Origin of the sequence: Bacillus sp. FSL L8-0099, assembly GCF_038006385.1 — a bacterium.
Classification (GTDB): Bacteria; Bacillota; Bacilli; order Bacillales; family Bacillaceae_G; genus Bacillus_A; species Bacillus_A toyonensis.
In genome coordinates, this window is sequence record NZ_JBBOVC010000001.1 from 1,828,271 (window position 1) to 1,851,714 (window position 23,444).

At 34.5% G+C, this 23,444-nt stretch carries 22 protein-coding genes and 1 pseudogene; 19 read left to right on the forward strand and 4 right to left on the reverse strand.

The window, feature by feature from the left end; translation table 11 throughout:
- The first annotated feature begins 293 nt into the window (after positions 1 to 293).
- A complete protein-coding gene (locus MHH42_RS09430) occupies positions 294 to 1,541 on the forward strand; it encodes a DUF4153 domain-containing protein (RefSeq protein ID WP_001084256.1) in 1,248 nt (415 codons plus the stop codon).
- Between the two features lie 128 nt (positions 1,542 to 1,669).
- Here MHH42_RS09430 and MHH42_RS09435 read toward each other — a convergent pair whose 3' ends face one another.
- Positions 1,670 to 2,635 carry an arsenic resistance protein gene (locus MHH42_RS09435; RefSeq protein WP_000103791.1) on the reverse strand — a complete coding sequence of 322 codons (966 nt, stop codon included), beginning with the start codon at positions 2,633 to 2,635 and terminating at the stop codon, positions 1,670 to 1,672.
- A gap of 282 nt (positions 2,636 to 2,917) precedes the next feature.
- Here MHH42_RS09435 and MHH42_RS09440 point away from each other — a divergent pair, with 282 nt between their 5' ends.
- The 5 genes from MHH42_RS09440 to MHH42_RS09460 all read left to right on the forward strand — a co-directional run bounded on the left by MHH42_RS09440 (position 2,918) and on the right by MHH42_RS09460 (position 8,415).
- Positions 2,918 to 3,610, forward strand: a complete 693-nt coding sequence (locus MHH42_RS09440) for an FMN-dependent NADH-azoreductase (protein WP_016108195.1) — start codon at positions 2,918 to 2,920, stop codon at positions 3,608 to 3,610.
- Positions 3,611 to 3,848: 238 nt separating this feature from the next.
- On the forward strand, positions 3,849 to 5,207 hold the full coding sequence (gene brnQ, locus MHH42_RS09445) for a branched-chain amino acid transport system II carrier protein (protein WP_070173023.1): 1,359 nt from the start codon (positions 3,849 to 3,851) through the stop codon (positions 5,205 to 5,207).
- 84 nt (positions 5,208 to 5,291) lie between these two features.
- On the forward strand, positions 5,292 to 5,711 hold the full coding sequence (locus MHH42_RS09450; RefSeq protein WP_070173024.1) for a VOC family protein: 420 nt from the start codon (positions 5,292 to 5,294) through the stop codon (positions 5,709 to 5,711).
- 399 nt (positions 5,712 to 6,110) lie between these two features.
- On the forward strand, positions 6,111 to 7,760 hold the full coding sequence (locus MHH42_RS09455) for a copper resistance CopC/CopD family protein (RefSeq protein ID WP_070173025.1): 1,650 nt from the start codon (positions 6,111 to 6,113) through the stop codon (positions 7,758 to 7,760).
- A 34-nt stretch (positions 7,761 to 7,794) separates the two neighbouring features.
- The gene (locus MHH42_RS09460) at positions 7,795 to 8,415 is read left to right on the forward strand and encodes a YcnI family copper-binding membrane protein (protein ID WP_070173026.1); all 621 of its coding nucleotides are present in this window, start codon (positions 7,795 to 7,797) and stop codon (positions 8,413 to 8,415) included.
- Positions 8,416 to 8,461: 46 nt separating this feature from the next.
- On the opposite strand, the gene MHH42_RS09465 is transcribed toward MHH42_RS09460, so the two are convergent.
- Positions 8,462 to 9,367, reverse strand: coding sequence for a DMT family transporter (locus MHH42_RS09465; RefSeq protein WP_070173027.1), 906 nt, complete (start codon positions 9,365 to 9,367; stop codon positions 8,462 to 8,464).
- A gap of 97 nt (positions 9,368 to 9,464) precedes the next feature.
- Here MHH42_RS09465 and MHH42_RS09470 point away from each other — a divergent pair, with 97 nt between their 5' ends.
- The 7 genes from MHH42_RS09470 (at position 9,465) to MHH42_RS09500 (ending at position 15,457) form a co-directional block, all read left to right on the forward strand.
- The gene (locus MHH42_RS09470) at positions 9,465 to 10,334 is read left to right on the forward strand and encodes a LysR family transcriptional regulator (RefSeq protein ID WP_340893230.1); all 870 of its coding nucleotides are present in this window, start codon (positions 9,465 to 9,467) and stop codon (positions 10,332 to 10,334) included.
- A gap of 120 nt (positions 10,335 to 10,454) precedes the next feature.
- Entirely contained in the window at positions 10,455 to 10,886 is a 432-nt protein-coding gene (locus MHH42_RS09475; protein ID WP_070173029.1) for an Rrf2 family transcriptional regulator, read from the forward strand.
- A 72-nt stretch (positions 10,887 to 10,958) separates the two neighbouring features.
- Positions 10,959 to 11,609, forward strand: coding sequence for a DsbA family oxidoreductase (locus MHH42_RS09480; protein ID WP_340893231.1), 651 nt, complete (start codon positions 10,959 to 10,961; stop codon positions 11,607 to 11,609).
- Positions 11,610 to 11,666: 57 nt separating this feature from the next.
- Complete coding sequence (locus MHH42_RS09485) at positions 11,667 to 12,269, forward strand: nitroreductase family protein (protein WP_001277039.1); 603 nt, start codon at positions 11,667 to 11,669, stop codon at positions 12,267 to 12,269.
- A 126-nt stretch (positions 12,270 to 12,395) separates the two neighbouring features.
- A complete protein-coding gene (locus MHH42_RS09490; protein ID WP_070173031.1) occupies positions 12,396 to 12,527 on the forward strand; it encodes a hypothetical protein in 132 nt (43 codons plus the stop codon).
- 111 nt (positions 12,528 to 12,638) lie between these two features.
- Positions 12,639 to 14,249 (forward strand): amidase family protein, encoded by a 1,611-nt coding sequence (locus MHH42_RS09495; protein ID WP_000759437.1) that lies wholly within the window; start codon positions 12,639 to 12,641, stop codon positions 14,247 to 14,249.
- A 188-nt stretch (positions 14,250 to 14,437) separates the two neighbouring features.
- On the forward strand, positions 14,438 to 15,457 hold the full coding sequence (locus tag MHH42_RS09500) for an AI-2E family transporter (RefSeq protein ID WP_001006567.1): 1,020 nt from the start codon (positions 14,438 to 14,440) through the stop codon (positions 15,455 to 15,457).
- A 48-nt stretch (positions 15,458 to 15,505) separates the two neighbouring features.
- On the opposite strand, the pseudogene MHH42_RS09505 reads toward MHH42_RS09500, so the two are convergent.
- Positions 15,506 to 15,784, reverse strand: a pseudogene (locus MHH42_RS09505) (YesK family protein); the annotation flags it as partial.
- 115 nt (positions 15,785 to 15,899) lie between these two features.
- Positions 15,900 to 16,844 carry an L-lactate dehydrogenase gene (locus MHH42_RS09510; protein ID WP_000715319.1) on the reverse strand — a complete coding sequence of 315 codons (945 nt, stop codon included), beginning with the start codon at positions 16,842 to 16,844 and terminating at the stop codon, positions 15,900 to 15,902.
- A 200-nt stretch (positions 16,845 to 17,044) separates the two neighbouring features.
- On the opposite strand from MHH42_RS09510, the gene MHH42_RS09515 reads away from it, so the two are divergent.
- The 6 genes from MHH42_RS09515 (at position 17,045) to MHH42_RS09540 (ending at position 23,434) form a co-directional block, all read left to right on the forward strand.
- A complete protein-coding gene (locus tag MHH42_RS09515) occupies positions 17,045 to 18,481 on the forward strand; it encodes a flavin monoamine oxidase family protein (protein ID WP_000528019.1) in 1,437 nt (478 codons plus the stop codon).
- A 110-nt stretch (positions 18,482 to 18,591) separates the two neighbouring features.
- A complete protein-coding gene (locus tag MHH42_RS09520) occupies positions 18,592 to 19,509 on the forward strand; it encodes a CobW family GTP-binding protein (protein WP_001044962.1) in 918 nt (305 codons plus the stop codon).
- A gap of 282 nt (positions 19,510 to 19,791) precedes the next feature.
- Entirely contained in the window at positions 19,792 to 21,009 is a 1,218-nt protein-coding gene (locus MHH42_RS09525) for a substrate-binding domain-containing protein (RefSeq protein WP_000062008.1), read from the forward strand.
- A gap of 89 nt (positions 21,010 to 21,098) precedes the next feature.
- Positions 21,099 to 21,872, forward strand: a complete 774-nt coding sequence (locus tag MHH42_RS09530) for an ABC transporter ATP-binding protein (protein ID WP_000149304.1) — start codon at positions 21,099 to 21,101, stop codon at positions 21,870 to 21,872.
- A complete protein-coding gene (locus MHH42_RS09535; protein WP_001196710.1) occupies positions 21,850 to 22,551 on the forward strand; it encodes a branched-chain amino acid ABC transporter ATP-binding protein in 702 nt (233 codons plus the stop codon). Before MHH42_RS09530 ends, MHH42_RS09535 begins: the two co-directional genes overlap by 23 nt.
- A gap of 22 nt (positions 22,552 to 22,573) precedes the next feature.
- Positions 22,574 to 23,434 carry a branched-chain amino acid ABC transporter permease gene (locus MHH42_RS09540; RefSeq protein ID WP_000382809.1) on the forward strand — a complete coding sequence of 287 codons (861 nt, stop codon included), beginning with the start codon at positions 22,574 to 22,576 and terminating at the stop codon, positions 23,432 to 23,434.
- The last annotated feature ends 10 nt before the right edge of the window (positions 23,435 to 23,444 follow it).

A 23,444-nucleotide genomic window follows, 5' to 3' on the forward strand; every position in this document is an offset into this window, starting at 1 on the left:
AAAGACATCTTACGAAAAATTGAGCCGGGATAAAAAGTTCTTTACTTGAGGAAGTTTCAAAACTGACTGTAGCTTACACCGATGTTTATAAAAAGTTATAGAGCATTTCTTTGAATGAGGAATGCTTTTTGTTTTTGCTTGGAATAAAAATATACAACAAAAATATCACCTAAAATAATAAAAATTTATTGTAAAACAATAAAATTTATATTAAAATCAAAATCAGAATAAAAAAGCGAGTTGCTTTTTATGGAAAAGGTAACAACGTTGTTTTTTATAGAGGAGGTAAAACTATGAACAGTCACAATTTGATTATTGAAAATATGGATAACCCTCATGAGTTGGAGAGAATGTATAGAAAAGACCCGAAAGCTTTTAAAAAGTCATTCTCACAAGCATGGGAACAAAATCCGGATTCTCAGGTTCTGGGTATTTGGTATGAAAGATTACATTTCAAGGAGAAGGGAAATACAAGAAAGCCCTCCTTGATTCAAAAGGGTTTCTTATTCATGGGCATGTTAGCTATTCTAGCCGGATTAAGCACCAGAATCATTTTCCACTTTGTCGAACAGGAAGCAATTGCTCCGATTAATCTGGCTTTTGGTATAATCCCTTTTATTGCTGCCTATTTTGTTTACAATAATACTCCGAAAAAAAGTATTATTTATTCCCTTGCAGCGTTGTTCCTAATTTCTGGGCTTTATCTTAATATGCTGCCATTAAATGATAAAGACAGTATTATCCTTGCTTATTTACACCTTCCTATATTCTTATGGGTATTGGTAGGGCTTGCGTTTACAGGAAATGAATATTCAAAAGGCAGTACAAGGTTAGCTTATATTAAATTTAATTTGGAATATTGTATTCTTTACGCCAGCATGGCAGTTAGCGGAATGATACTAGCAGTATTCACCATGCGGTTATTTAGTTTTGTTGACTTGGATATAGGAGAGTTCTATTTTAGTAATGTTGTTTTATTTGGTGCTGCCGCTCTCGCTATTGTGGCTGCATACTTAGTATCAATGAATCTTAAGTTTGCTAAAAATATTACCCCCTATATAGCTAAAATTTTTAGTCCGCTTGTCCTGATCACCTTGTTGATCTATCTTATAACGGTTATATGGGTTGGGAAAAATCCATTTTTGGACCGCAATTTCTTGATGGTCTTCAACGGAATACTTCTTGTTGTATTGGCTGTTACTATATTTTCCATTGTTGAGAGCGACTCAGATGAGAAAAAGAACATTTCAGATTATATAAATTTTGTCTTAATTGTTCTTGCGCTTATTATTGACAGTGTGGCTTTGTCAGCTATCGTGTTCAGACTTTCTTCCTATGGTATTACGCCTAATAGACTTGCTGTTTTAGGAGTAAATATACTGATTTGGGCAAATCTAATTTGGATTATGCTCTCTTATATGCGTTTTCTACAAAATAAATCCGGACCTTTACCTATCCAAGATGCCGTTACGAAGTATTTGCCAATCTACGGACTTTGGGCAGCGTTTGTTATATTTACTTTTCCTATCCTTTTTAATTAAAAAGGATCTGTTAATGTAACGAAAAGTCAATCTTCTATAACGTATAAAATTTTTAGAGCCGATAATTCAATTTTGCATTTATATAATTTCTCGACAATAAAAAGCGTCCCAAAGTGGGACGCTTTTTATTATGCGTATTGCCGTTTTTTCTTAATAAGTAACAACACTTGTGAAACACAAGCAAGTACTGGTAACTCAATTAACGGTCCAATAACGAGTGCAAGTGCGATAAGAGGCTCGTCTGGAAAAGCAGTCACAGCAATAGCGAGCGCAACAGGCGAGTTTCTTGCTAATGTTGTTAAGCTTAAACTTACTGTATCTTTATAAGATAAATGCAGGATGCGCCCGATAAATTGTCCTAGTAAAAAATTAATGATGAAGAACAATAGAACAGGAATGAGTAATAATAAAACAACATTCATATTTTGGAGTAAATATTTACCTTGTGATGCAAACATCGCTACAATTGCTAAACTTAAAAATACAATTTGAGCAGAGCTGAAAAACGGAATGATTTTATTCTCGAGTGTTTCAGCTTTTTTCATTTTATTCATAATGAATTTTGTAGCATGTGCAAATAAGAATGGTAAGACGATAACGATTACGATACTTTCTATTAAAATAGAAACCGCTACAGTCTTCATTACACCGGCAAATAAAAATAAATAAACGGGTAGCAATAATACTTGTAAAATTAAATTTACAGGCAAAATCGCTGTGGAAAGTGCTACGTTTCCTTTCGCTATTTCAGTGAATATTAAGTACCAATCTGTACATGGAGTAACCATTAACATTATAAACCCAACCCAAAGTGCTGGGTGATCTGAAAGAAATAATGCACCTAATCCCCAGGCGAGGAAAGGCGTCCATAAAAAATTAATGGTAAGGCTTGTTCCGGCAAATTTTAAATTGCGAAATCCGTTTTTAATCTCTTTCAATGGGATGCTGAGGAATAATCCATATAGCATGAAAAATAAGAAGGGGACAATAAATTTGTCTGAATACATATGTATGATATTAAATTGTCCGAGTACAATGCCACATGTAACAGCAAATAGAATAATAAAAGTTTGAATCTTTTCTATAGTGCTCATGAATAAATCCTTTCTAAATATGAATTTCCCTCTCTAAGTTAATTATACAAGTAATAAAGTCGTATTTGGTGTTTAATTATTATTTTTAATTCGAGATTTTATTTTTTATTAAAAGTTACTTGACTAAAGTAAGTTACTATATTACAATCACTTACATAAGGTAATTGAATAACAAAAAGTTATAGATTCCTGAAATGAAGGTCTCTATTGGAACTTTTTCTTAGAATAAGAATTTTTATGATGATGAATAATGAATATGAAAAGAAAGATTAGGTGAAGCAAATGGGACTATTTAGCTCATTATTTGGTAAAAAAGAAGAAATTACGAAAGTAGAGGAGAATAAAACTATGTCAAAAGTATTATTTGTAAAAGCGAACGATCGTCCAGCGGAGCAAGCAATTAGTTCAAAAATGTATGAAACATTTGTAAGTACTTATAAGGAAGCGAACCCAAATACAGAAATTACAGAGTTAGATTTATTTGCATTAGATCTTCCTTATTACGGAAATATCGCAATTTCAGGTGGATATAAACGCAGTCAAGGAATGGAGTTAACAGCTGAAGAAGAAAAGGCTGTAGCAACAGTAGAGCAATATTTAAATCAGTTTTTAGAAGCTGATAAAGTTGTATTTGCGTTCCCATTATGGAACTTCACAGTACCCGCACCATTAATCACATATATTTCATACCTTTCTCAAGCTGGAAAAACGTTTAAATATACAGCAAATGGTCCGGAAGGTTTAGCTGGTGATAAGAAAGTAGTTGTACTAGGTGCTCGTGGTTCAGATTATTCTTCAGAGCAAATGGCTCCTATGGAAATGGCGGTTAATTATGTAACAACTGTACTTGGATTCTGGGGAATTACAAATCCAGAAACAGTGGTAATTGAAGGACACAATCAATATCCAGATCGCTCACAACAAATTGTTGAAGAAGGTTTAGAAAACGTTAAAAAAGTAGCTGCGAAATTTTAATTACTGATAGTAAATGGAAAAACCAACATGGATGACCATGTTGGTTTTTTAGTCTATATTCTATGTTAAAAAATGTATATTCATAAAATAAAAGAAAAGTTTGAAAATAGTATTGCAAAATATTATATAGAGAATTATAATAAGTTCAAGAATAGTTGATACTTAAATTAAATATTCAGAAAATTCAATTAGTTAAAATTGGAAAATGAGATAAGGAAATTTGAATGGGGGTTATATTATGGCGAATAAAGTACCGTTTTCGTTCATAGTAGTTATTGGATTAATGTTATTTGCACTATTTTTTGGAGCCGGAAATTTAATTTTCCCAGCTATGCTAGGTCAATCGGCAGGAGAGAATGTATGGATTGCTAACGCTGGATTTTTAGTAACAGGTGTTGGATTACCATTACTAGGTGTACTAGCATTTGGTTTTTCGGGTAAAGATGATTTACAGTCATTAGCAAGTCGTGCTCACCCAGTATTCGGGATTGTGTTTACAACAGTTTTATACTTAGCAATCGGTCCGTTATTTGCAATACCAAGAACGGGTAATGTTTCTTATGAAATTGGTCTTAAGCCTTTTATGCCAGAAGGATTAGGTTCTACACCTTTAATTCTTTTCACAATTATATTCTTTAGCATCACTTGTTTTTTTTCGCTAAATCCTGCGAAAATTGTCGATATTGTTGGAAAAATATTAACGCCAATTAAATTGACATTCATCGGTATTTTAGTAATCGTTGCTTTTATTCATCCAATTGGAGATATGCAAGCACCAGTGGAAGGGTATACATCACATGCATTCTTTAAAGGATTCCAAGAAGGATACTTAACAATGGACACGCTTGCATCATTCGTATTCGGAATCATCATCATTAATGCAATTAAAGAAAAAGGTGCGAAAACGAAAACACAGATTATGGTCGTTTGTGCAAAAGCGACAATCATTGCAGCATCTATTTTAGCAATTATTTATACAGCACTTTCTTATATGGGTGCTTCAAGTGTTGCAAAGCTTGGACATTTAGAGAACGGCGGAGAAGTATTAGCGAAAGTTTCTAACTACTATTTCGGATCATATGGCGGAGTATTATTAGGATTAATGATTACAGTAGCTTGTTTAACAACTAGTGTGGGACTTGTATCAGCATGTTCTTCATTCTTCCATAAGTTATTCCCAAATGTTCCTTACAAAGCAATTGCAATTACGCTATGTGTATTTAGTGCAATTGTTGCAAACGTAGGATTAACACAATTAATCGCAGTTTCTGTTCCAGTATTAACAGCAATTTATCCACTAGCAATCGTATTGATTTTCTTAACATTCTTCCATTCATTATTCAAAGGAAGAGCTGAAGTTTATCAAGTGAGCTTAATCGTAACATTTATCATCAGCTTATTCGATGGATTAAGTGCAGCTGGAGTTAACATTGAAGTAGTAAGCCAAGTGTTCACTAAATTCCTTCCGATGCAGGAAGTAGGATTAGGCTGGATCTTCCCAGCGATTATCGGTGGATTTATCGGATATGGCATTAGCGTTTTAAAAGTGAAAAAACAAGTTCAACCTGCAACTAGAGTGGACAAGAAAATAAGTTAATTGAAAAAGTTATAGAACTTGTTTCTATAACTTTTTTTGTTACTATTAATAAGGAGTAAAAAATAAAGTAGTAGGGGAAATAAAATGAAAAAAACAATTGATCATATCGGAATCGCAGTTCGTGATATAGATAGTACGATACGTTTTTATGAACAGGTTCTATCAGGGAAATTAATAGATCGTTACGTAAGTGAAGCACCAGGTGTGGAAAGTGAAGTTGCTATTATAGAAGTGGATGGAGATAGAATTGAACTACTTGCACCGACGAATAATACGACGTCGCCAATAGCGCGCTTTATAAAACAAAAAGGGAAAGGTGTTCACCACGTTGCGTATCGTGTCGATGATTTAGATGTGGCTTTAGAAGAATTAAAAGAACAAGGTATTCGAACATTAGAGCATACACTTCGAGTGAATAAACATGGTAGACGATTAATTTACCTGAACCCAGCGGATACAGAAGGAACGATTATTGAGTATTGTGATTATCCGGAAGAGAAATAGAAGAAGGATATTTTTTAAAAGGTGTTACGTTATTACGTAACACCTTTTAATTTATCTCGCTATTTGTAGGAGTCTTACTGCCCGTAAAAGCTCTATTGGTGAGGGCTAATTAAAGTTTCACTTTATGTATTTCACATTTTCTTCACAAATGATTCACGAGAACTTTTCTTCTTAAGGAACTTACATAAATATATTTTATGATATAATTACAATCGACTTTAAAAATATAAGTTGTTTTAATTAGGGTAGTTACTATTATATTAGTAGTTTAAAAGCGGGGAGAAAGTAAGTATTATATAGCATGGAAATTTATACTTAATAAGGTTAATATTTCGCCTGAAAATCAAACTAGGAAGTATAAAGTAATGAAAGTGTAGCGATGAAGAAGAAAGAAGTGAAATGAGTGTGAAAGTAATGAGAAGGTTAGGGGCATGGCTAGTAATAGCATGTGTGCTTATTATATTGATACCAAAAAGCGCGTCTGCTCATGCATATGTTGTGAAATCAAATCCTGTTGAAAATGAAACGTTGAAGAAAGCACCAACTGTCGTGAAAATCGAATTTGATGAGGATATACAAGTTTCACATTTTAATACATTGTTTGTAAGAGATACCTCAGGTAAAAGAGTAGATTTAAAGGATGCTCATATTGATAAAAGAAACAAAAAACTATTAGAGGCAGGGGTAAAAGAGAATCTTAAAGACGGTCTCTATTCTATTCAATGGAAAGCTATTTCAGCTGATGGACATCCAATTCAAGGAGTTATTCCGTTCCAGATTGGGTTAGCCGAAGCGGGAGCAGATAATGTACAAGTAGAAGAGATGGGGTATGTCCCGCAAATCGATATGATTATGGAACGCGGGGTTCTATATACAAGTTTCTCACTATTTTTAGGAGTTCTATTCTTTAATCTTATTATATATAAAGGGGATGCAATAGAAGTTCACTCAAGGAGTAAGAGAATAATATGGATATCATTAATAGGTATATTCATTAGCTTACTATGCAATCTACCATTGCAAGCGAAAATAAATGCTGATGTTTCGTGGTTAGAAGCATTTGATCCACTATTATTAAAAGAAACATTGCAACTATCTGTTTTTGGTTATGTATGGATCACTCAAATGGCTCTTATTAGTGTGCTTATCATTGTTACTTATTTTGCGGTGAAGCGTGAGAAACTTTCATCGTTTAAAGTATGGAGCATTCCAATATTACTTTTTATTGGGTTACTCGTTATGAAAGCCTTTAATAGTCACGCATTTGGTTTGAAGTTTAAAGACATTGCTGTCGTTATGGACTTTCTACATTTATTCGCAGCTTCGTTATGGGTTGGCGGTCTATCATCGATTATTCTTCTTTTACGTAAAGAGGATGACAAGTGGACGAAGTATTGGGATGCAATTAAGCGTTTTTCACCATGGGCAACAGGTGCTGTCATAGTCATTGTATTAACGGGTCTTTTTAACAGTACATTTTTTATTCCCACGATTCATTCCCTATTTGATACGAAGTATGGATTAGCATTATTAGCAAAGATACTTTTATTCGTTTTCATGGGGATATTGGGAATTATTCATTATGTGAAAGGGAAAATGCGAGCCCGACAAGGATTAGGCGCTACGCTGAAAGTAGAGTTGATCATTGGAATTATCGTTTTCATAATCGTAGCTTTTATGACAAACGTACAAACACCGCCGATGCCTCCTACTGGACCTTTTACAGAGAGTAAACAATTAGATAATGGATATGAACTTACTTTACATGTAAGCCCTAATAAGGTAGGACAGAATACAATTCATATTACTTTGAAGGATGAGAATGGACAGCCTGTTACTAATATGGAACAAATTGTATTGACGACTCAATCGTTAGATATGAATATGGGCAAAGGGTCATTTAAAGTTTCAGCAATTTCACCGGGAGAATATGAAGCGGAAGGTATGTATATTAATATGACAGGAAATTGGAATATACAAGTTCATGGGTTAACAAAATCTCTTGATAGCTTCGATACGGATTATAAATTTATTGTAGGTGGCAGATAAAGAGAAGGTATAGATAAAAAGGAGCTAATAGAAAATGAAACGTATAAAAAAATTAGGAACAACAATGATCGCAACAATAATTGCAATGGGAATTTTTTCGTTACCTGTAAGTGCGCACGTCACTGTGAAGCCAGCAACTTCGGATGTTAACTCTTGGGAGACTTACACGATAAAAGTACCAGTTGAAAAGAATGTAGCAACGACAAAAGTTACATTGAAAATACCGTCCGGCGTTGAGTTTCAACAGTATGAACCAGTGCCAGGGTGGAAAGTGGAAGAGCAAAAAGATAATGCTGGAAAAGTGAAAACTGTAGTATGGGAAGCAACAGGAGAAGGGATTTTATCTGGTCAGTTCCAACGATTTACTTTCGTCGCTAAAAACCCAGATAAAGAACAAAAGATAGCCTGGGATGCGTATCAACAATATAAAGACGGAGAAATTGTTGAATGGACAGGCGATGAGAAAGCTGAAAAACCGCATTCAGTTACTACAATTGCAAAAGGTACGTCCTTAACTGGAGAACATGGAGAAGTATCTAGTGTGGTAAAAAATGAAGGTACAAGTAATATGCAAGCAATAGCAATTGTGTTATCAGTTTTAGCGATTGTATCTTCGGTAGGTACGTTTGTTTTTGTAGTACGTCGTAAAAAGTAAGGTATAAGAAAGAGCCTACAAATAGTAGGCTCTTTTTCACGTTTATTTATTTCACTTCAACCTGCTGCCTTACAGTAAGTGTTTTCGGTTTTATATTTACAAAGCAAATACTCACGACAATAAATAATAGTCCGATGAATAAGCTAATGGTAATGGCCTCATGTAAGAAAATTGAACTTACAATAATAGCGATAAGAGGGATAAGGAACGTATAAGCTCCAACTTTACTTGCTTCACCAGCTCCAACAAGTGTGAAGTAAGCGAGCCATCCCATTGCAATAACAAAGAACGAAATAAAGAGTAGCACACTAACAAATGGCATACTCCAAGCGATACTAGACCAGCTTTCAAACTCTAATCCAAATCCGACTAAGCAAAGACCTCCAATAATAAGCTGAAGTGTTACCATCCAAATAGCATTAACGCGGTGCCCGGTTTTTTTAATAAATACTGTACCCAGTGCCCATCCAATCGCACAACCTAATGCGAGAAGGATTCCAATGATAGAAATATGGCCGGTTAAGCTACTAGAGCTAATAACCCCCACGCCAATAAATCCTAGAATTAAACCGAAAATTTTTAAGCCATACATTGATTCTTCAAGCCATATCCACGAGAAAATGCCGAGTAAAACAGGCTGTAGAAATACAATTGCGGAAAATAATCCAGCGGGCATGTATTGAAGACCGACAGTTTGTAGTCCGTAAAAGATAATGATGTTAAGTAAAGAAGAAATAACGTATAAATGCCAAGTTTCTTTTAAATGTAGCGCTTTGTATTTCGGTAATGCGAAAATAAGTAAAATGAATCCCCCAATTAAAGTTCTAACGCCTGCAAATAAAACAGGTGGTGTATAATGCAAGGCAAATTTAGATAAAGGCCAATTAATTCCCCACATAATAACGAGAAAAGTAAGGATGATGGCCGTTTTTGTTCGAGAAAGCTGTGTCACGGTAAGACCTCCTTGTTGTATTTCATTTCACTATGATATGATATCGACTGTGATAAATAAAATGAATCTTTTTTATAAGGGGTATAAGTGATTAGTTATGACCATTACACAACTACAAGTTTTGATTAAAACGGTTGAATTAGGTAGTTTTACGAAAGCAGCAAAAGCACTTAATATGACACAGCCTGCTGTCAGTCATGCCATTTCAAGTATTGAGTCAGAATTAGATATTACGATTCTTATACGTGATAAGAGAGAAGGCTTAATTGTTACTGACGTAGGAGAGAGAATTCTTGTTCATATTAGAGAAATATTGAATGGAATTGAGAAAATTGAGCAAGAAGTTGCGATGGAGAAAGGACACGAAGTTGGGACGATTCGAATTGGGAGTTTTCCGAGCGCTTCTGCACATTTCTTACCCCAAATGATAAATCTTTTTAAGGAGAAGTATCCGAACTTAGAAGTAGTTCTTTGTGAAGGAACGATTAAAGAAGTTGAAGATTGGTTAGTATCGAGGGTTATTGATATAGGAATTGTTATTTTGCCTAATAAAGATATGGAGATTGTTCCATTAGCGAAGGGGAAAATGGTTGTTATCTTAAGAGAGGATCATCCTCTCTGTAAGAAGGACGCTATTACAATTAGTGATTTAGAGAATGAATCGATCATATTATGTAAGGGTGGATACGAACCACCCATTATTGATATGTTTAAACAAGCAAACGTACCACTTCGGGCTGAGTATGTAATTTCGACAGTTACTACAGCTTTAAATATGATTCAAGAAGGATTAGGCATTGCAATATTGGCTGAATTATCTTTAACGAATTTACCAAAAAATGTGCAAACGAGAGAATTGGAACCACAAGTATGGAGAGAAATTGCTTTAGCTGCTCCTTCATTAAAGGATTCTTCAATCGCTGTGCAGCTATTTATTGAAGAATTTCAAGCGCTATTTGCAGAATAAAAAGAGGTGTCTCATATATCATAATGGGACACTTTTTAATTTACTTATAAAAAATCTGTGAAAAGGATTGACTTATTTTTTAGTTGTAACTATAATGATTACATCGAGGTGGTGATGACGATGAAAATTAGTAGCCGCTTTTCTATAGCTGTTCATATTTTATCTATTTTGAAAAACAATCCATCTTCACTTTGTACTTCAGACTATATGGCTGAAAGTGTAAATACAAATCCGGTAGTAATCCGTAAAATTATGTCGTACTTGAAACAAGCTGGATTTGTTTACGTAAATCGCGGGCCAGGTGGTGCGGGATTATTAAAGGATTTACATGAAATCACATTGTTAGATGTGTATCATGCAGTGAACGTAGTCGAAGAAGACAAGCTATTTCATATTCACGAGCAACCAAATCCAGATTGTCCAATTGGAGCGAATATTCAAGTGGTGTTAGAAGTTATATTAATTCAAGCACAATCCGCGATGGAAGAAGTTTTGAAAAATATTTCGATGGAGCAGTTGTTTGAATCTTTACAAGAGAAAATGAATGATTAAAATATTATCTATATTTTTTTATTATCGATGTAACTATATTGATTACAACTATAAAGGTAAGGTGTAAAAATTATGACTGTAAAAATGAAAGTATACTCAGACTTTATATGTCCGTTTTGTTTTTTAGCAAAAGGTCCATTAGATGAGGTAGTGAAAGAGAAAGATGTAGAGATTGAATGGATGCCATTTGAATTACGTCCAAGTCCATATTCAAAAATAGACCCATGGAATGAGCCAGAAAAATTAGGTTCATGGGATGCTTTCATTCTTCCGACAGCGAAGAAGTTAGGAATTGATATGCGTTTGCCACGTGTTTCCCCACATCCATATACGCATTTAGCTTTCGAAGGATGTCAATTTGCGAAAGAACGTGGACTAGGTAATGAGTATCATCACCGCGTATTCACAGCATTTTTCCAAGAAGAGCAAAACATTGAAGATATTGATGTGTTAAAAAAATTAGCGGTAGAAGTAGGACTTCCTGAGGCGGAATTTAAAGATGCTTTAGTAACTCGTAAATATAAAGAAAAGCATCAAGAAGCAATTCGGCACGCATATGATGAAGCGAATATTATGGCTGTTCCAACTGTCATGATTGGAGATGAAGTCATTCAAGGGCTTGCTAGTAAAGAAACACTAGAAAGGGTCATTGATAAAGAAATTGAAAAGGATAAAACAAATTCATTTGAAGGTGTGCAATGTAATACCGATGGATATTGCTAATTCGATTGTTATGAAATAACAAAATAAATAATAAAACAAATATTTGGAGGAATTAAAATGTCAGCAACTACAACAAATTTAAAAGAAGCAATCGTGAACCGTCGTTCAATTCGTAAAGTAACAAAAAACGATGCGATTACGAAAGAAAGAATTGAAGAAGTGTTAAAAACAGCTTTACACGCACCAACATCTTTTAATATGCAAAGTAGCCGTATGGTTGTATTAATGGATGGAGAGCATGAAAAGTTTTGGGATATCGTAAAAGAAACGCTTAGGTCACGCGTGCCAGCAGAAAACTTTGAAGCGACTGTAGAAAGACTAAAAGGTTTCCATACAGGTGTAGGTACAGTTTTATTCTTTGAAGACCAAGCAACTGTAGAAAAAATGCAAGAAAATGCACCGTTATATAAAGATCAATTCCCATTCTGGTCTCATCAAGGTAATGCAATGTTACAACATACTGTGTGGATGCTATTATCTGCTGAAGGAATTGGCGCATCACTGCAACATTACAACCCAATCGTAGATGCTGAAGTAAAAGAAACTTGGAACATTCCAGCAGAGTGGAGCTTAGTAGGTCAAATGCCATTTGGTGAACCAAATGAACAGCCAGCAGAAAGAACATTCTTACCTACTGAAGATGTAGTGAAATTTTATTAAGAAATACAATATGTAACGATAAGGAAGCTGTGCTTAGAAACAGCTTCCTTTTTTGTATTAGTGTTAATTTATAAGCATTTAGGGAAGGAATATAACAAATAGTCAGGTGAGAAAGGAAGTAGGAAAATGAATGACGAGAAAAAATATACAATGGTAGGTACTGATGTCGAGGAAGTAAAACGTTTAAATAAAAATTCAGGATTAACGTATAATCAAGTGAAAGAAATGTTAGCGAAGCAAATGCAAAAAAAGAAGTGATTAGATTGAAATCATTCATTTTTTCATTTAACATTTTGATTGGAGAGAGTTAAGTAAAAGGTAACTCTCTTTTTTATATAACTGAGCAACTGTAAGAGTGGAGGAAGCAACATGAAAAAGTGGGTAAAGATAACGTTGTCTATCGCCGGAGGTATTGTCCTATTGGTATGTGCCGGTGGATATTACGTGTATAAAAATTATTTTCCAAAGGAACCAGAGCGTATTGTATATGATAAAGACAGAGTGTTAAAGCCGATACATAACCAGCTTAAAGGGATCAACATAGATAATGTAAAGATAAAAGAAAAAGCAGTTGTAAATGCAACTGTGGATGAACTTCAAAATATGGTCGATGATGGAAAATTATCATATGAAGAATTAACGAGTATTTATCTCTTTAGAATACAAGAACATGACCAAAATGGAATATCATTAAATGCTGTTACAGAGATTAATCCAAATGCAATAGAGCAAGCACGAAAGTTAGATAAAGAGAGGTCGTTAAATAAAAAATCGAACTTATACGGCATTCCTGTCATCGTAAAAGATAATGTACAAACTGCAAAAGTGATGCCGACAAGCGCAGGCACTTTTGTATTAAAAGATTGGGTTGCAGATGAAGATGCCACGATTGTGAAGAAGTTGAAAGAAGAGGGGGCATTTGTTTTAGGTAAAGCAAATATGTCTGAATGGGCGAATTATTTATCTTTTACAATGCCAAGTGGATATAGCGGGAAGAAAGGGCAAAATTTAAATCCGTACGGTCCAATTACATTTGATACATCAGGATCCAGTTCGGGGTCTGCTACAGTGGTTGCGGCAGATTTTGCACCGCTTGCAATTGGGACAGAAACGACGGGATCTATTGTCGCACCAGCGACGCAGCAATCTGTAGTTGGGTTACGTCCATCGTTAGGTATGGTTAGCAGAGCTGGCATTATCCCATTAGCTGAAGCACTTGATACTGCAGGGCCAATGGCAAGAACGGTAAAAGACGCGGCAACGTTATTTAATACAATGGTAGGTTATGATGAAAAAGATGCTATGACAGAAAAAATGAAAGATAGAGATAGAATAGATTATACGAATGATTTATCAATAGATGGATTAAAAGGAAAAAAGATAGGGATTCTTTTTTCTGTAGATCAACAAGATGAAAATAGAAAAGCAGTAGCAGAAAAGATTAGAAAAGACATTCAAGATGCCGGTGCGATATTGACTGATGATATTCAGTTAAGTAGCGAGGGTGTAGATAATCTGCAAACATTAGAATATGAGTTCAAACATAATGTTAACGACTATCTTTCGAAGCAAAAAAATGTGCCTGTAAAATCGTTAGAAGAGATTATAGCGTTTAATAAAAAAGATAGTAAAAGAAGAATGAAATATGGACAAACATTAATTGAGGGCTCTGAAAAATCTGCTATAACGAAAGATGAATTTGAAAAAGTAGTTCAAACGAGTCAAGAAAATGCAAGGAAAGAGCTAGATAGATATTTAGTAGAAAAAGGATTGGACGCTTTAGTCATGATTAATAACGATGAAGTTCTTTTATCAGCTGTAGCTGGTTATCCTGAATTAGCGGTACCAGCAGGCTATGATAAAAATGGAGAGCCAGTAGGTGTTGTATTTGTCGGGAGGCAGTTTGGTGAAAAAGAACTTTTCAATATTGGATATGCGTATGAACAACAGTCTAAAAATAGACGTTCTCCTAAAATATAGAATTTAAAAATAGTTTTTAGGAAAGGATTAGATAAAAAATCAGACATTAAAAAAGAAAAAAAGGATTCTTCCAAATTAGTAAGAAAGATTGTCTATAGAAGTTCATAAAATGTAATAGTATTACAATGAATACGTTCGTTTTGTAATATATCAAATTTACATCCATAGAAGGGGGAGGTTAAATCTTAATGAATGAAGTGAAAAATTTTTTTCGAAGTAGAGGGTTTCAACGGTTTATCGTTTTAATAATATTAGCGTTTGTATTATATGGATTAAAAAGTATGATCAATTTAATATTAATTACGTTTATACTGACATTTTTAATGGATCGGTTTCAACGTTTTATTTCAAAGAAATTGAAAGTGAATCGAAAAATTGTTATCGCATGTTTGTATATAATATTAGTTTCCTTTATCGGCACGACATTGTATAAATATTTGCCTGTGCTAACGATACAAATTTCACAATTGATTTATCAATTTAAACTGTTTTTTCAAAATCCACCGGATAATGAGATCATTAAATATGCACTTTCGACAATTAATGGAATGGAAGTATCAAAATATATAGAACAAGGTGTAGATGTCATCTATCAATCGATAGCGAATATAGGAAAGGTGAGTTTACAAATATTATTGTCTCTAATATTAAGCTTATTTTTCTTATTAGAAAAAGAGCGTATTATTACATTTACTTCTAAGTTTAAAGAGAGTAAACTAAAGATTTTTTATGAGGAGATTGCATATTTTGGTGAAAGGTTTGCAAGGTCGTTCGGTAAAGTAATTGAAGCACAATTTTTAATTGCAGTTGTAAATTGTATCCTGACTGTCATTGCATTAATCGTTTTAGGATTTCCACAGCTTCTCGTATTAGCTGTTATGATTTTCTTATTAGGGTTGATTCCTGTTGCCGGCGTAATCATTTCACTGTTTCCACTTTGTATCATTGCCTATAACGTAGGTGGGGTTATGTACGTTTTGTACATACTAGTGTTCATTACAGTGATTCACGCTCTTGAAAGTTATTTTTTAAATCCAAAATTTATGTCTGCAAAAACGAATTTGCCTGTCTTTTATACATTTATGATTCTCATCTTTTCAGAGCATTTCCTCGGAATATGGGGGCTTATTATCGGGATACCGATCTTTATCTTTTTATTAGATGTACTTGACGTAAATAATGATAAATTGATTAAAAGCAATAAGTGATAGAAATAACCGATGTTGTCTTTTTTGAAAACATCGGTTATTTCTTATTTTTTTTGGAGGAGGTAGTTTTATAAATTTATTTGCAATTAAAGCTATAATAACAGCAGCAAAAATAAGGACCGCGATTATGCCAATCCCCATACCTGCCCATCCTCCTATAAGGAACATACTTATCGGTATTGCTAATAAGCTTAAAATAATAAGGATCAACCCGAGATTCTTATCATATTTTTTAGTTGGAAATAGCGTTCTGATGATTAAAAAGAGAAAAAGTATTAATGACGCTACAGCTAGTAAGAGGATGACAATTGTCCAAGAATCATCCATAAAATCACTCCTTTCTATTATGGATAATATTACGGTTTAGATTGAGGGTGAACAATAAAAATATAAAAAAGCAATCCAATATGAATTGGATTGCTTTTTTGAATGAAATATATGATTAAAGAACGGGAGCCATTGTTTCTTTCAACACTTGAACAGAGTGATCGAATTTTAATTCTTCGTCTTCACTTAATTCTACTTCTAAAATTTCACGAACACCGCCGCGATTTAAAACAGCAGGTACGCCGATATAAACATCTTTTTGACCGTATTGACCTTCTAAGTATGCTGAAACTGTTAATACGCTATTTTCGTCGTTTAAAATAGCTTTTGTAACACGTAGAAGTGACATACCAATACCATAATAAGTTGCACCTTTGCGCTCAATAATATGGTAGGCTGCATCACGAACATTTATGAAAATTTTGTCTAAATCTTCTTGTGTGTATGTGTTGTCTTTATCAAGAAGCGTTTGTAGTTTTTGAATACCAACTGATACGTGACTCCATACTGGAAGTTCTGTATCGCCATGTTCTCCGATAATATAAGCATGAATGTTGTGTGGACCAATGTCGAAGTACTCACCTAACATATAGCGGAAACGAGCAGAGTCAAGCGTTGTACCAGAACCGATTACTCGTTCTTTTGGTAAACCAGATTCTTTCCAAGTAACGTACGTTAAAATATCTACAGGGTTTGTTGCGATTAAGAAGATGCCATCAAATCCGCTATCCATAATACTGCGAACGATTTGTTTAAAGATTTTAGCGTTTTTCTCAACTAAATCTAAACGTGTTTCACCTGGCTTTTGTGGTAATCCAGCTGTAATGACTACAAGATCAGCATCTTTACAATCTTCGTAGCTACCTTTCCATACTCTAGTTGGAGCTGGTGCAAATGGAACAGCGTGACTTAAATCCATTGCTTCTCCTTCGGCTTTTGCTTCATTTACATCAACTAAAACAAATTCTTCAGCTACAGCTTGGTTAATCATGCAGTAAGCATAGCTACATCCAACTGCACCTGTTCCTACTAATACAACACGGTTAATACCTTTTTTCATTTCACAATTCCTCGCAATTTCATTGATTTTATTATGTAAGATAATACGTCCTACTTCTATAAATTCATATCTAGTTTATTACATTTTATAAAAGATATTCAAGTATTTGAAAATGTATCCGTTCAAATTTGCGAACAAAACATAGGAATTCAGTTAACTGAATATAATTCAGTAAAATCCTTTTTAAAAGGGGAAATGGTATGGGGAATCCATTATCGATGGAACAAATGCTTCAAATTGTTCATGAAGGGCTTGCCAAAACGAATAACCCCAAACAAATTACAGTTGCCGGTGCAGGGATTTCTGGATTAGTTGCAGGTTCTTTATTGAAAGAGGCTGGACATGAAGTAACGATTATAGAAGCAAATAACAGAATAGGTGGCAGGGTGTATACGATTCGTGAACCGTTTAGTGCGGGTTTATACTTTAATGCAGGACCGATGAGAATTCCTGATACGCATGAGTTAACTTTAGCGTATATTCGTAAATTTAAACTACCGTTAAACCTTTTTATAAATAAAACTTTTGCAGATATCATTTATACGAATCATATTCAAACGAGATTGAATGTGTTTGAAAATGATCCAAGTATACTTGAATATCCGGTTTTGGATAAAGAAAGAGGAAAAACGGCAGAAGAGCTAATGCTTGAAGTATTAGAACCAATACTAAATTATATTAAGAAGGATCCTAATAAAAACTGGTTTATCGTTGAAAAAAAGTATAAAACGTATTCGCTTGGTTTATTTTTAATGGAGTATTATTCGGATGGAGCAATAGATATGATTGGTGTACTTCTTGATATGGAAGCATATATGGGAATGTCTTTAATTGAAGTATTACGGGAAATGATTTTTTTTACTTCAACGGCGAAATATTACGAGATAACGGGCGGGATGGATGCATTACCAAATGCATTTTTACCACAGCTAAAGGATAATATTTTTATGTCCTATAAAGTAGAAAAAATAATACAAGAAGATAATAAAGTGATGCTGCAAGTAAAACATGAACAAACGTTAGATCCATTTACAATAACAAGTGATATTGCTATTATCACAATTCCGTTTTCGGCGTTACGATTTGTAGAAGTTCAGCCATTTCATTTATTCACTTATTTTAAAAGACGAGCAATTCGTGAATTAAATTATATTGCTGCAACTAAAATTGCGATAGAGTTCAAAAGTAGATTTTGGGAAAGAGTCGGGCAGTATGGTGGGAAATCTATTACGGATTTACCGATACGTTTTACATATTATCCGAGCTATGGCATTCAGTCACCAGGGGCAGCTATCGTTATAGCAAGTTATACGTGGGCGGATGAGGCTTTAACATGGGATAGTCTCCCGCATAGAGAGCGTATTCGTTACGCATTGAAAAATTTAGCGCAAATATATGGGAATGTAGTCTATAGTGAGTTTATAACAGGGGAATCTTTTAGCTGGAGTAAGAATACGTATTCTTGCGGAGCATTTACAGCTTTTGAACCAGGCCAAGAGCTAGAATTATTTCCTTATATTGCGTCGCCGGCTGGAAACGTACACTTTGCAGGAGAACATACAACGTTGACACATGGGTGGATGCAGGGAGCGATTGAGTCTGGAATTAGAGTTGCTCATGAAGTAAATGAAAAGTGAAGATAGAAGATATATTTACAAATTGTTATTCTTTTAATAAAATGATAAATATAAATCGTAATTATTACGCTTTGAATACGTTTGAAATAAAGAAATGGATGGTTGATCAAATGAATAAAGTGGAAATTCATATATTAGGTGGTTTTTTAGGTAGTGGAAAATCAACATTATTACAAAATTTATTAGTAGCGGAGAAGAAGAAGAATAGAAAAGTTGCTGTTTTAATGAATGAAATTGGTGAATACTCAGTAGATACAGATATTATTGGTAAAGAGAATGTGTTAAGAGAATTACTAAAAGGATGTATTTGTTGTACGTTAAAGGAAGAACTTGAAATACAATTGCATTCATTATATCAGCAAGAAAGACCAGATGTAATTTACATAGAAACAACAGGCGTCGCACATCCAATTGAAGTGTTAGATGCATGTGTATCACCAATTTTAGCACCTTTCTTAGAAGTGAAATCAATTGTAGTCGTTTTAGATGCAGTAAGATGGTTAAATCGAAGTATATTAAGTGCAAATGTGCAACAGTTACTGCATGAGCAAATGAAATTTAGTAGTCACCTTCTTATTAATAAATCAGATTTACTAACAGAAGAAGATAAGAACAAAGTACTTGAAGAAGTGAAAGCAATAAATAATCATGCGAAATTGTTTGAAACAAAATATTGTAATATATCTTTAGATGATATAGAAGAAGCTGAATTTGTGAGTGCTGGGGAACACGAGACACTTCATGTTAAACAGCATTTACATATACAAACGATGACGTATCAATTTACGAAATCGATTGATCAAGACAAATTATATGAATGGCTTTCGAATTTACCAGATAGTATTTATCGAGTGAAAGGTTTTGTGAAATTCCATGGAGATAAATACCCTCATCTATTCCAATATTCGTTTGGCGTACCAACTTTACTAGAGCAAGATTTTGGTTTCCCGACAAACTTGGTAGTAATCGGGGAAGGGCTAGATAAGAAACAATTGGTTGAAGGGTTAGAAAAGGTAGAAAATAATTAAGTGCTTTTTATGTAGGCTGCAATAATTAACTTAAGTTAATTATTGCAGCTTTTTTCGTGATGAATACTGTAATGAAACAGTATTTTCAATTGGATAACGGAATATATATTGATTGTATGTCCATTTCCATTTAATAGGAAGGTGATTATAGATTTGTGCCGAATGTAGAGGATACTACAAGAGTTTTCCATTATCTATCTTATAGTTTAAAAGTCATGATTACGGGCAGGGGAATTTGGCGTGTTTGATTCTATCAGAAAGTAAAGTATGGGGAGGATCACAATGTCGATGAAAAAACGTAAGTGGCTAAAAACGATGTTTACTGGTTGTGTTTTAGGTTCGTTATTAATAACGGCAGCTTGTTCAGGAAAGAAAACAAGTACAGAGGATGAAAAAACGATTAAGGTAGGGGTTCTTGCATCATTAACAGGTCCATTAGAATCGTATGGAAAGCAAACAGTGAACGGATTTGAATTAGGGTTAGACTATGCAACTGGTGGAACAGGAAAAGTGGAAGGGAAAAAAATTAAGTTTGTAGTAGAAGATACGGAAACGAAAGCCGATGTAGCGGTAAAGAAAGCTACGAAATTATTAGAAGAAGAGAAAGTTGATTTCTTAGTCGGATCGTCTAGTTCAAGTGATACGTTAGCGGTTTTACCACTTGCTGAAGAATATGAAAAAATTATGGTTGTAGAACCGGCAGTTGCTGATAGTATTACCGGGAAGAACTGGAATAAATATATTTTTAGAACTGGAAGAAGTTCCTCACAAGATGCGATTGCAGGAGCAGCAGCAATTGCGAAAAAAGATGTAAAGATTGCGACGTTTGCTCCAGATAACGCTTTTGGTCGTGAAGGGATTGCGGCATTTAAAGCGGGTGCGAAAAAATTAGGAGCAAACATTGTAAACGAGCAATACGCTGACACGAATTCAACAGATTTTACGGCAAATATTCAAAATATCATTAGCTCAAAACCAGATTACTTATTTATCGTTTGGGCAGGGGCAAATTCACCTTGGAAACAGTTGAAAGATATGAATGTGGAAGCGCAAGGTATTAAAGTCTCTACTGGTGCACCGGATATACCAGCATTAAAAACGATGGATGCATTAGTAGGAATGCAAGGTTTTTCTGTTTATTATCATGCACTTCCAAAAAATAAGGTGAATGACTGGTTAGTTGAAGAACATAAAAAAAGATTTAATGGTGCAGTACCAGATTTATTTACAGCAGGAGGAATGTCAGCGGCAATTTCCATTGTGGAAGCATTAAAGAAAACAAATGGTGATACAGATGTAAATACATTGATTAAGAAAATGGAAGGAATGGAATTTGATACACCGAAAGGAAAGATGAAATTTAGAGAGAAAGACCACCAAGCGATGCAGACGCTATATTCTATCACGTTGAAAAAGCAAGATGGTGTTGATTATCCGGTACCAGTGTTAGAGCGAGAATTAACGATGAAAGAGACAGAACCACCAGTTCAAAATAAATAGACTGAATTTTCTGTTGTTTTTGTATAAAGAGGGGATACCCTCTTTATACGTATTTCTTTCATACTGAAAGCTTTAAAGGGAGGGATTTCGTGACACATTTGTTAGAGACGAAAAATCTTTGTGTATCTTTTGGTGACCATCATGTTATTAAAGATGTTAATTTAACGGTACAAAAGGGAAAGCTCATTTCAATTATTGGACCGAATGGTGCCGGCAAGACAACGTTATTTAACTTACTAAGTGGACAAATTTCTCCGACGAAAGGTGAAGTGTATTTTAAAGGAAAAGAGATTACAAAATTATCGATTTCAGACCGAACAAGATTAGGAATCGGGCGCTCTTTTCAGCTTACAAATATATTCCCAGAGTTAACGGTACTTGAAAATGTACGTTTAAGTGTTCAATCATTCGTTCAAGATTATTACAGTTTTTTCCCGAATGTAGCTAAGTTAAAGCAGCAAACTGGAGAGGCGAGACGTCTTTTAAAAACAGTGCTACTTCATGAGAAAGAGGGGGTATTAGCAAAAGATTTAGCTCACGGGGAAAAAAGAAAGTTAGAGCTTGCTATGTTATTAGCATTAAAGACAGATGTATTACTGCTTGATGAGCCAACTGCGGGTATTTCAGTTGAGGAAGTTCCGGCTATTTTACAAGTGATTGAAAATATTAAAAAACATCCAGAGAGCACAATCGTACTCATCGAACACAAAATGGATATGGTACTAGGTTTGTCGGACCATCTTATCGTTTTATTTCATGGCGAGTTATTAGCGGAAGGGTTACCAGAAGAAATGATGAAAGATGAGCGTGTACAAAGTGCTTATTTAGGGGGATTATATAGTGGCTCTATTACAAGTGAATAATATAGAGACGTATTTAGATCAGTTTCATATTTTACAAGGGGTATCACTCACTGTTGAGAAAGGGACGATTACTGTACTGTTTGGAAGAAACGGGGCGGGAAAAACAACAACGTTGCGATCGGTTATGGGATTTCATCGGATAGCAAATGGTGAGATTTATTATGATAGTACGCAAGTCAATGGATTATCTACACATTTAATTTCAAGAAAAGGAATAGGCTATGTACCAGAAAATCAAGGGATTTTTCATGATTTAACAGTAGAAGAGACGTTCGCACTTGCGAGTGGAAAAGGAGAAGAAGTTGACGAGAAAATAGATTGGATGCTCGAGCTATTTCCTGATTTAAAGCAGTTTTGGAATAAGAAAAGTGGGCTTTTAAGCGGGGGACAAAAACAAATGTTGGCTATTTCAAGAGCGTTTATTAATAGTGATGGACTATTGCTTATTGACGAGCCAAGTAAGGGGCTATCACCAATTATGATAGAAAAATTAATGGTAGCAATTTTGAAAATGAAGGAGAAAACGACTGTTTTACTTGTTGAACAAAATTTTATGATGGCTAGTCAAATCGGTGATTATTTTTACATTATGGATAATGGGCGTATTGTGCATAAAGGTTTTATGAATGAACTGCGAGAGGATAAAGAAACATGTCATAAATATTTAGGTATTTCTTAACATTGATACGGGGGGATAGAACGTGGATGTGTTAATAAACTTATTTGTAAACGGCGTTTCAACAGGGATGCTTATTTTTTTATTAGCATCAGGTCTTTCACTTATTTTCGGCCTAATGAGCGTTTTAAACTTTGCACATGGTGGTTTATTTGCATGGGGAGCTTTTACAGGCGTTTGGTTATTTAATATGACAGGTAGTTATGTGTTAGCGTTAGTTGGAGCGGTTGCTATGGGAATGTTGCTTGGTTTTATTTTAGAACGATTTCTTATTAGGCCAGTGTATGGAAACCATGTTCGCCAGCTACTCGTTACACTCGGAGGAATGCTCGTTCTTAGTGAGTGTATAAAAATATTTTGGGGACCGAATCCAATTAGTGCAAAGTTACCGATATGGTTACAAGGTAGCTATACATTTGGAGGGGTTATATTAATAAAATACCGGTTGTTCGTTATTTTAGTTGGGATACTAATTTACATTGCTCTACTATTACTACTCAAAAAAACAAAGATAGGTCTTATGATCCGCGCTGGTGTAATGGATAAGGAGATGGTTCAAGCACTCGGCATTAACGTGAAAGCTATATTTTCGTTCGTCTTTCTATTAGGAGCAGGAATGGCAGCGTTAGGTGGATTCTTATTTGCACCATATTCAGGCGTTGTTTTCGCCGAAATGGGTATGCAATATGCAATTTTAGCTTTCATTGTAGTAATAATTGGAGGGTTAGGTAGCGTCCAAGGTTCAGCTATCGCTTCTTTAATTGTCGGATTAGCCGGAGCTTTTACAGCATATTTCATGCCAGATTTATCACTTGCAATCAATATGTTAATGTTACTGTTTTTCTTAATAGTGAAGCCAACTGGACTTGTTGGTGAAAAGGGGTGAAATGGTGAAC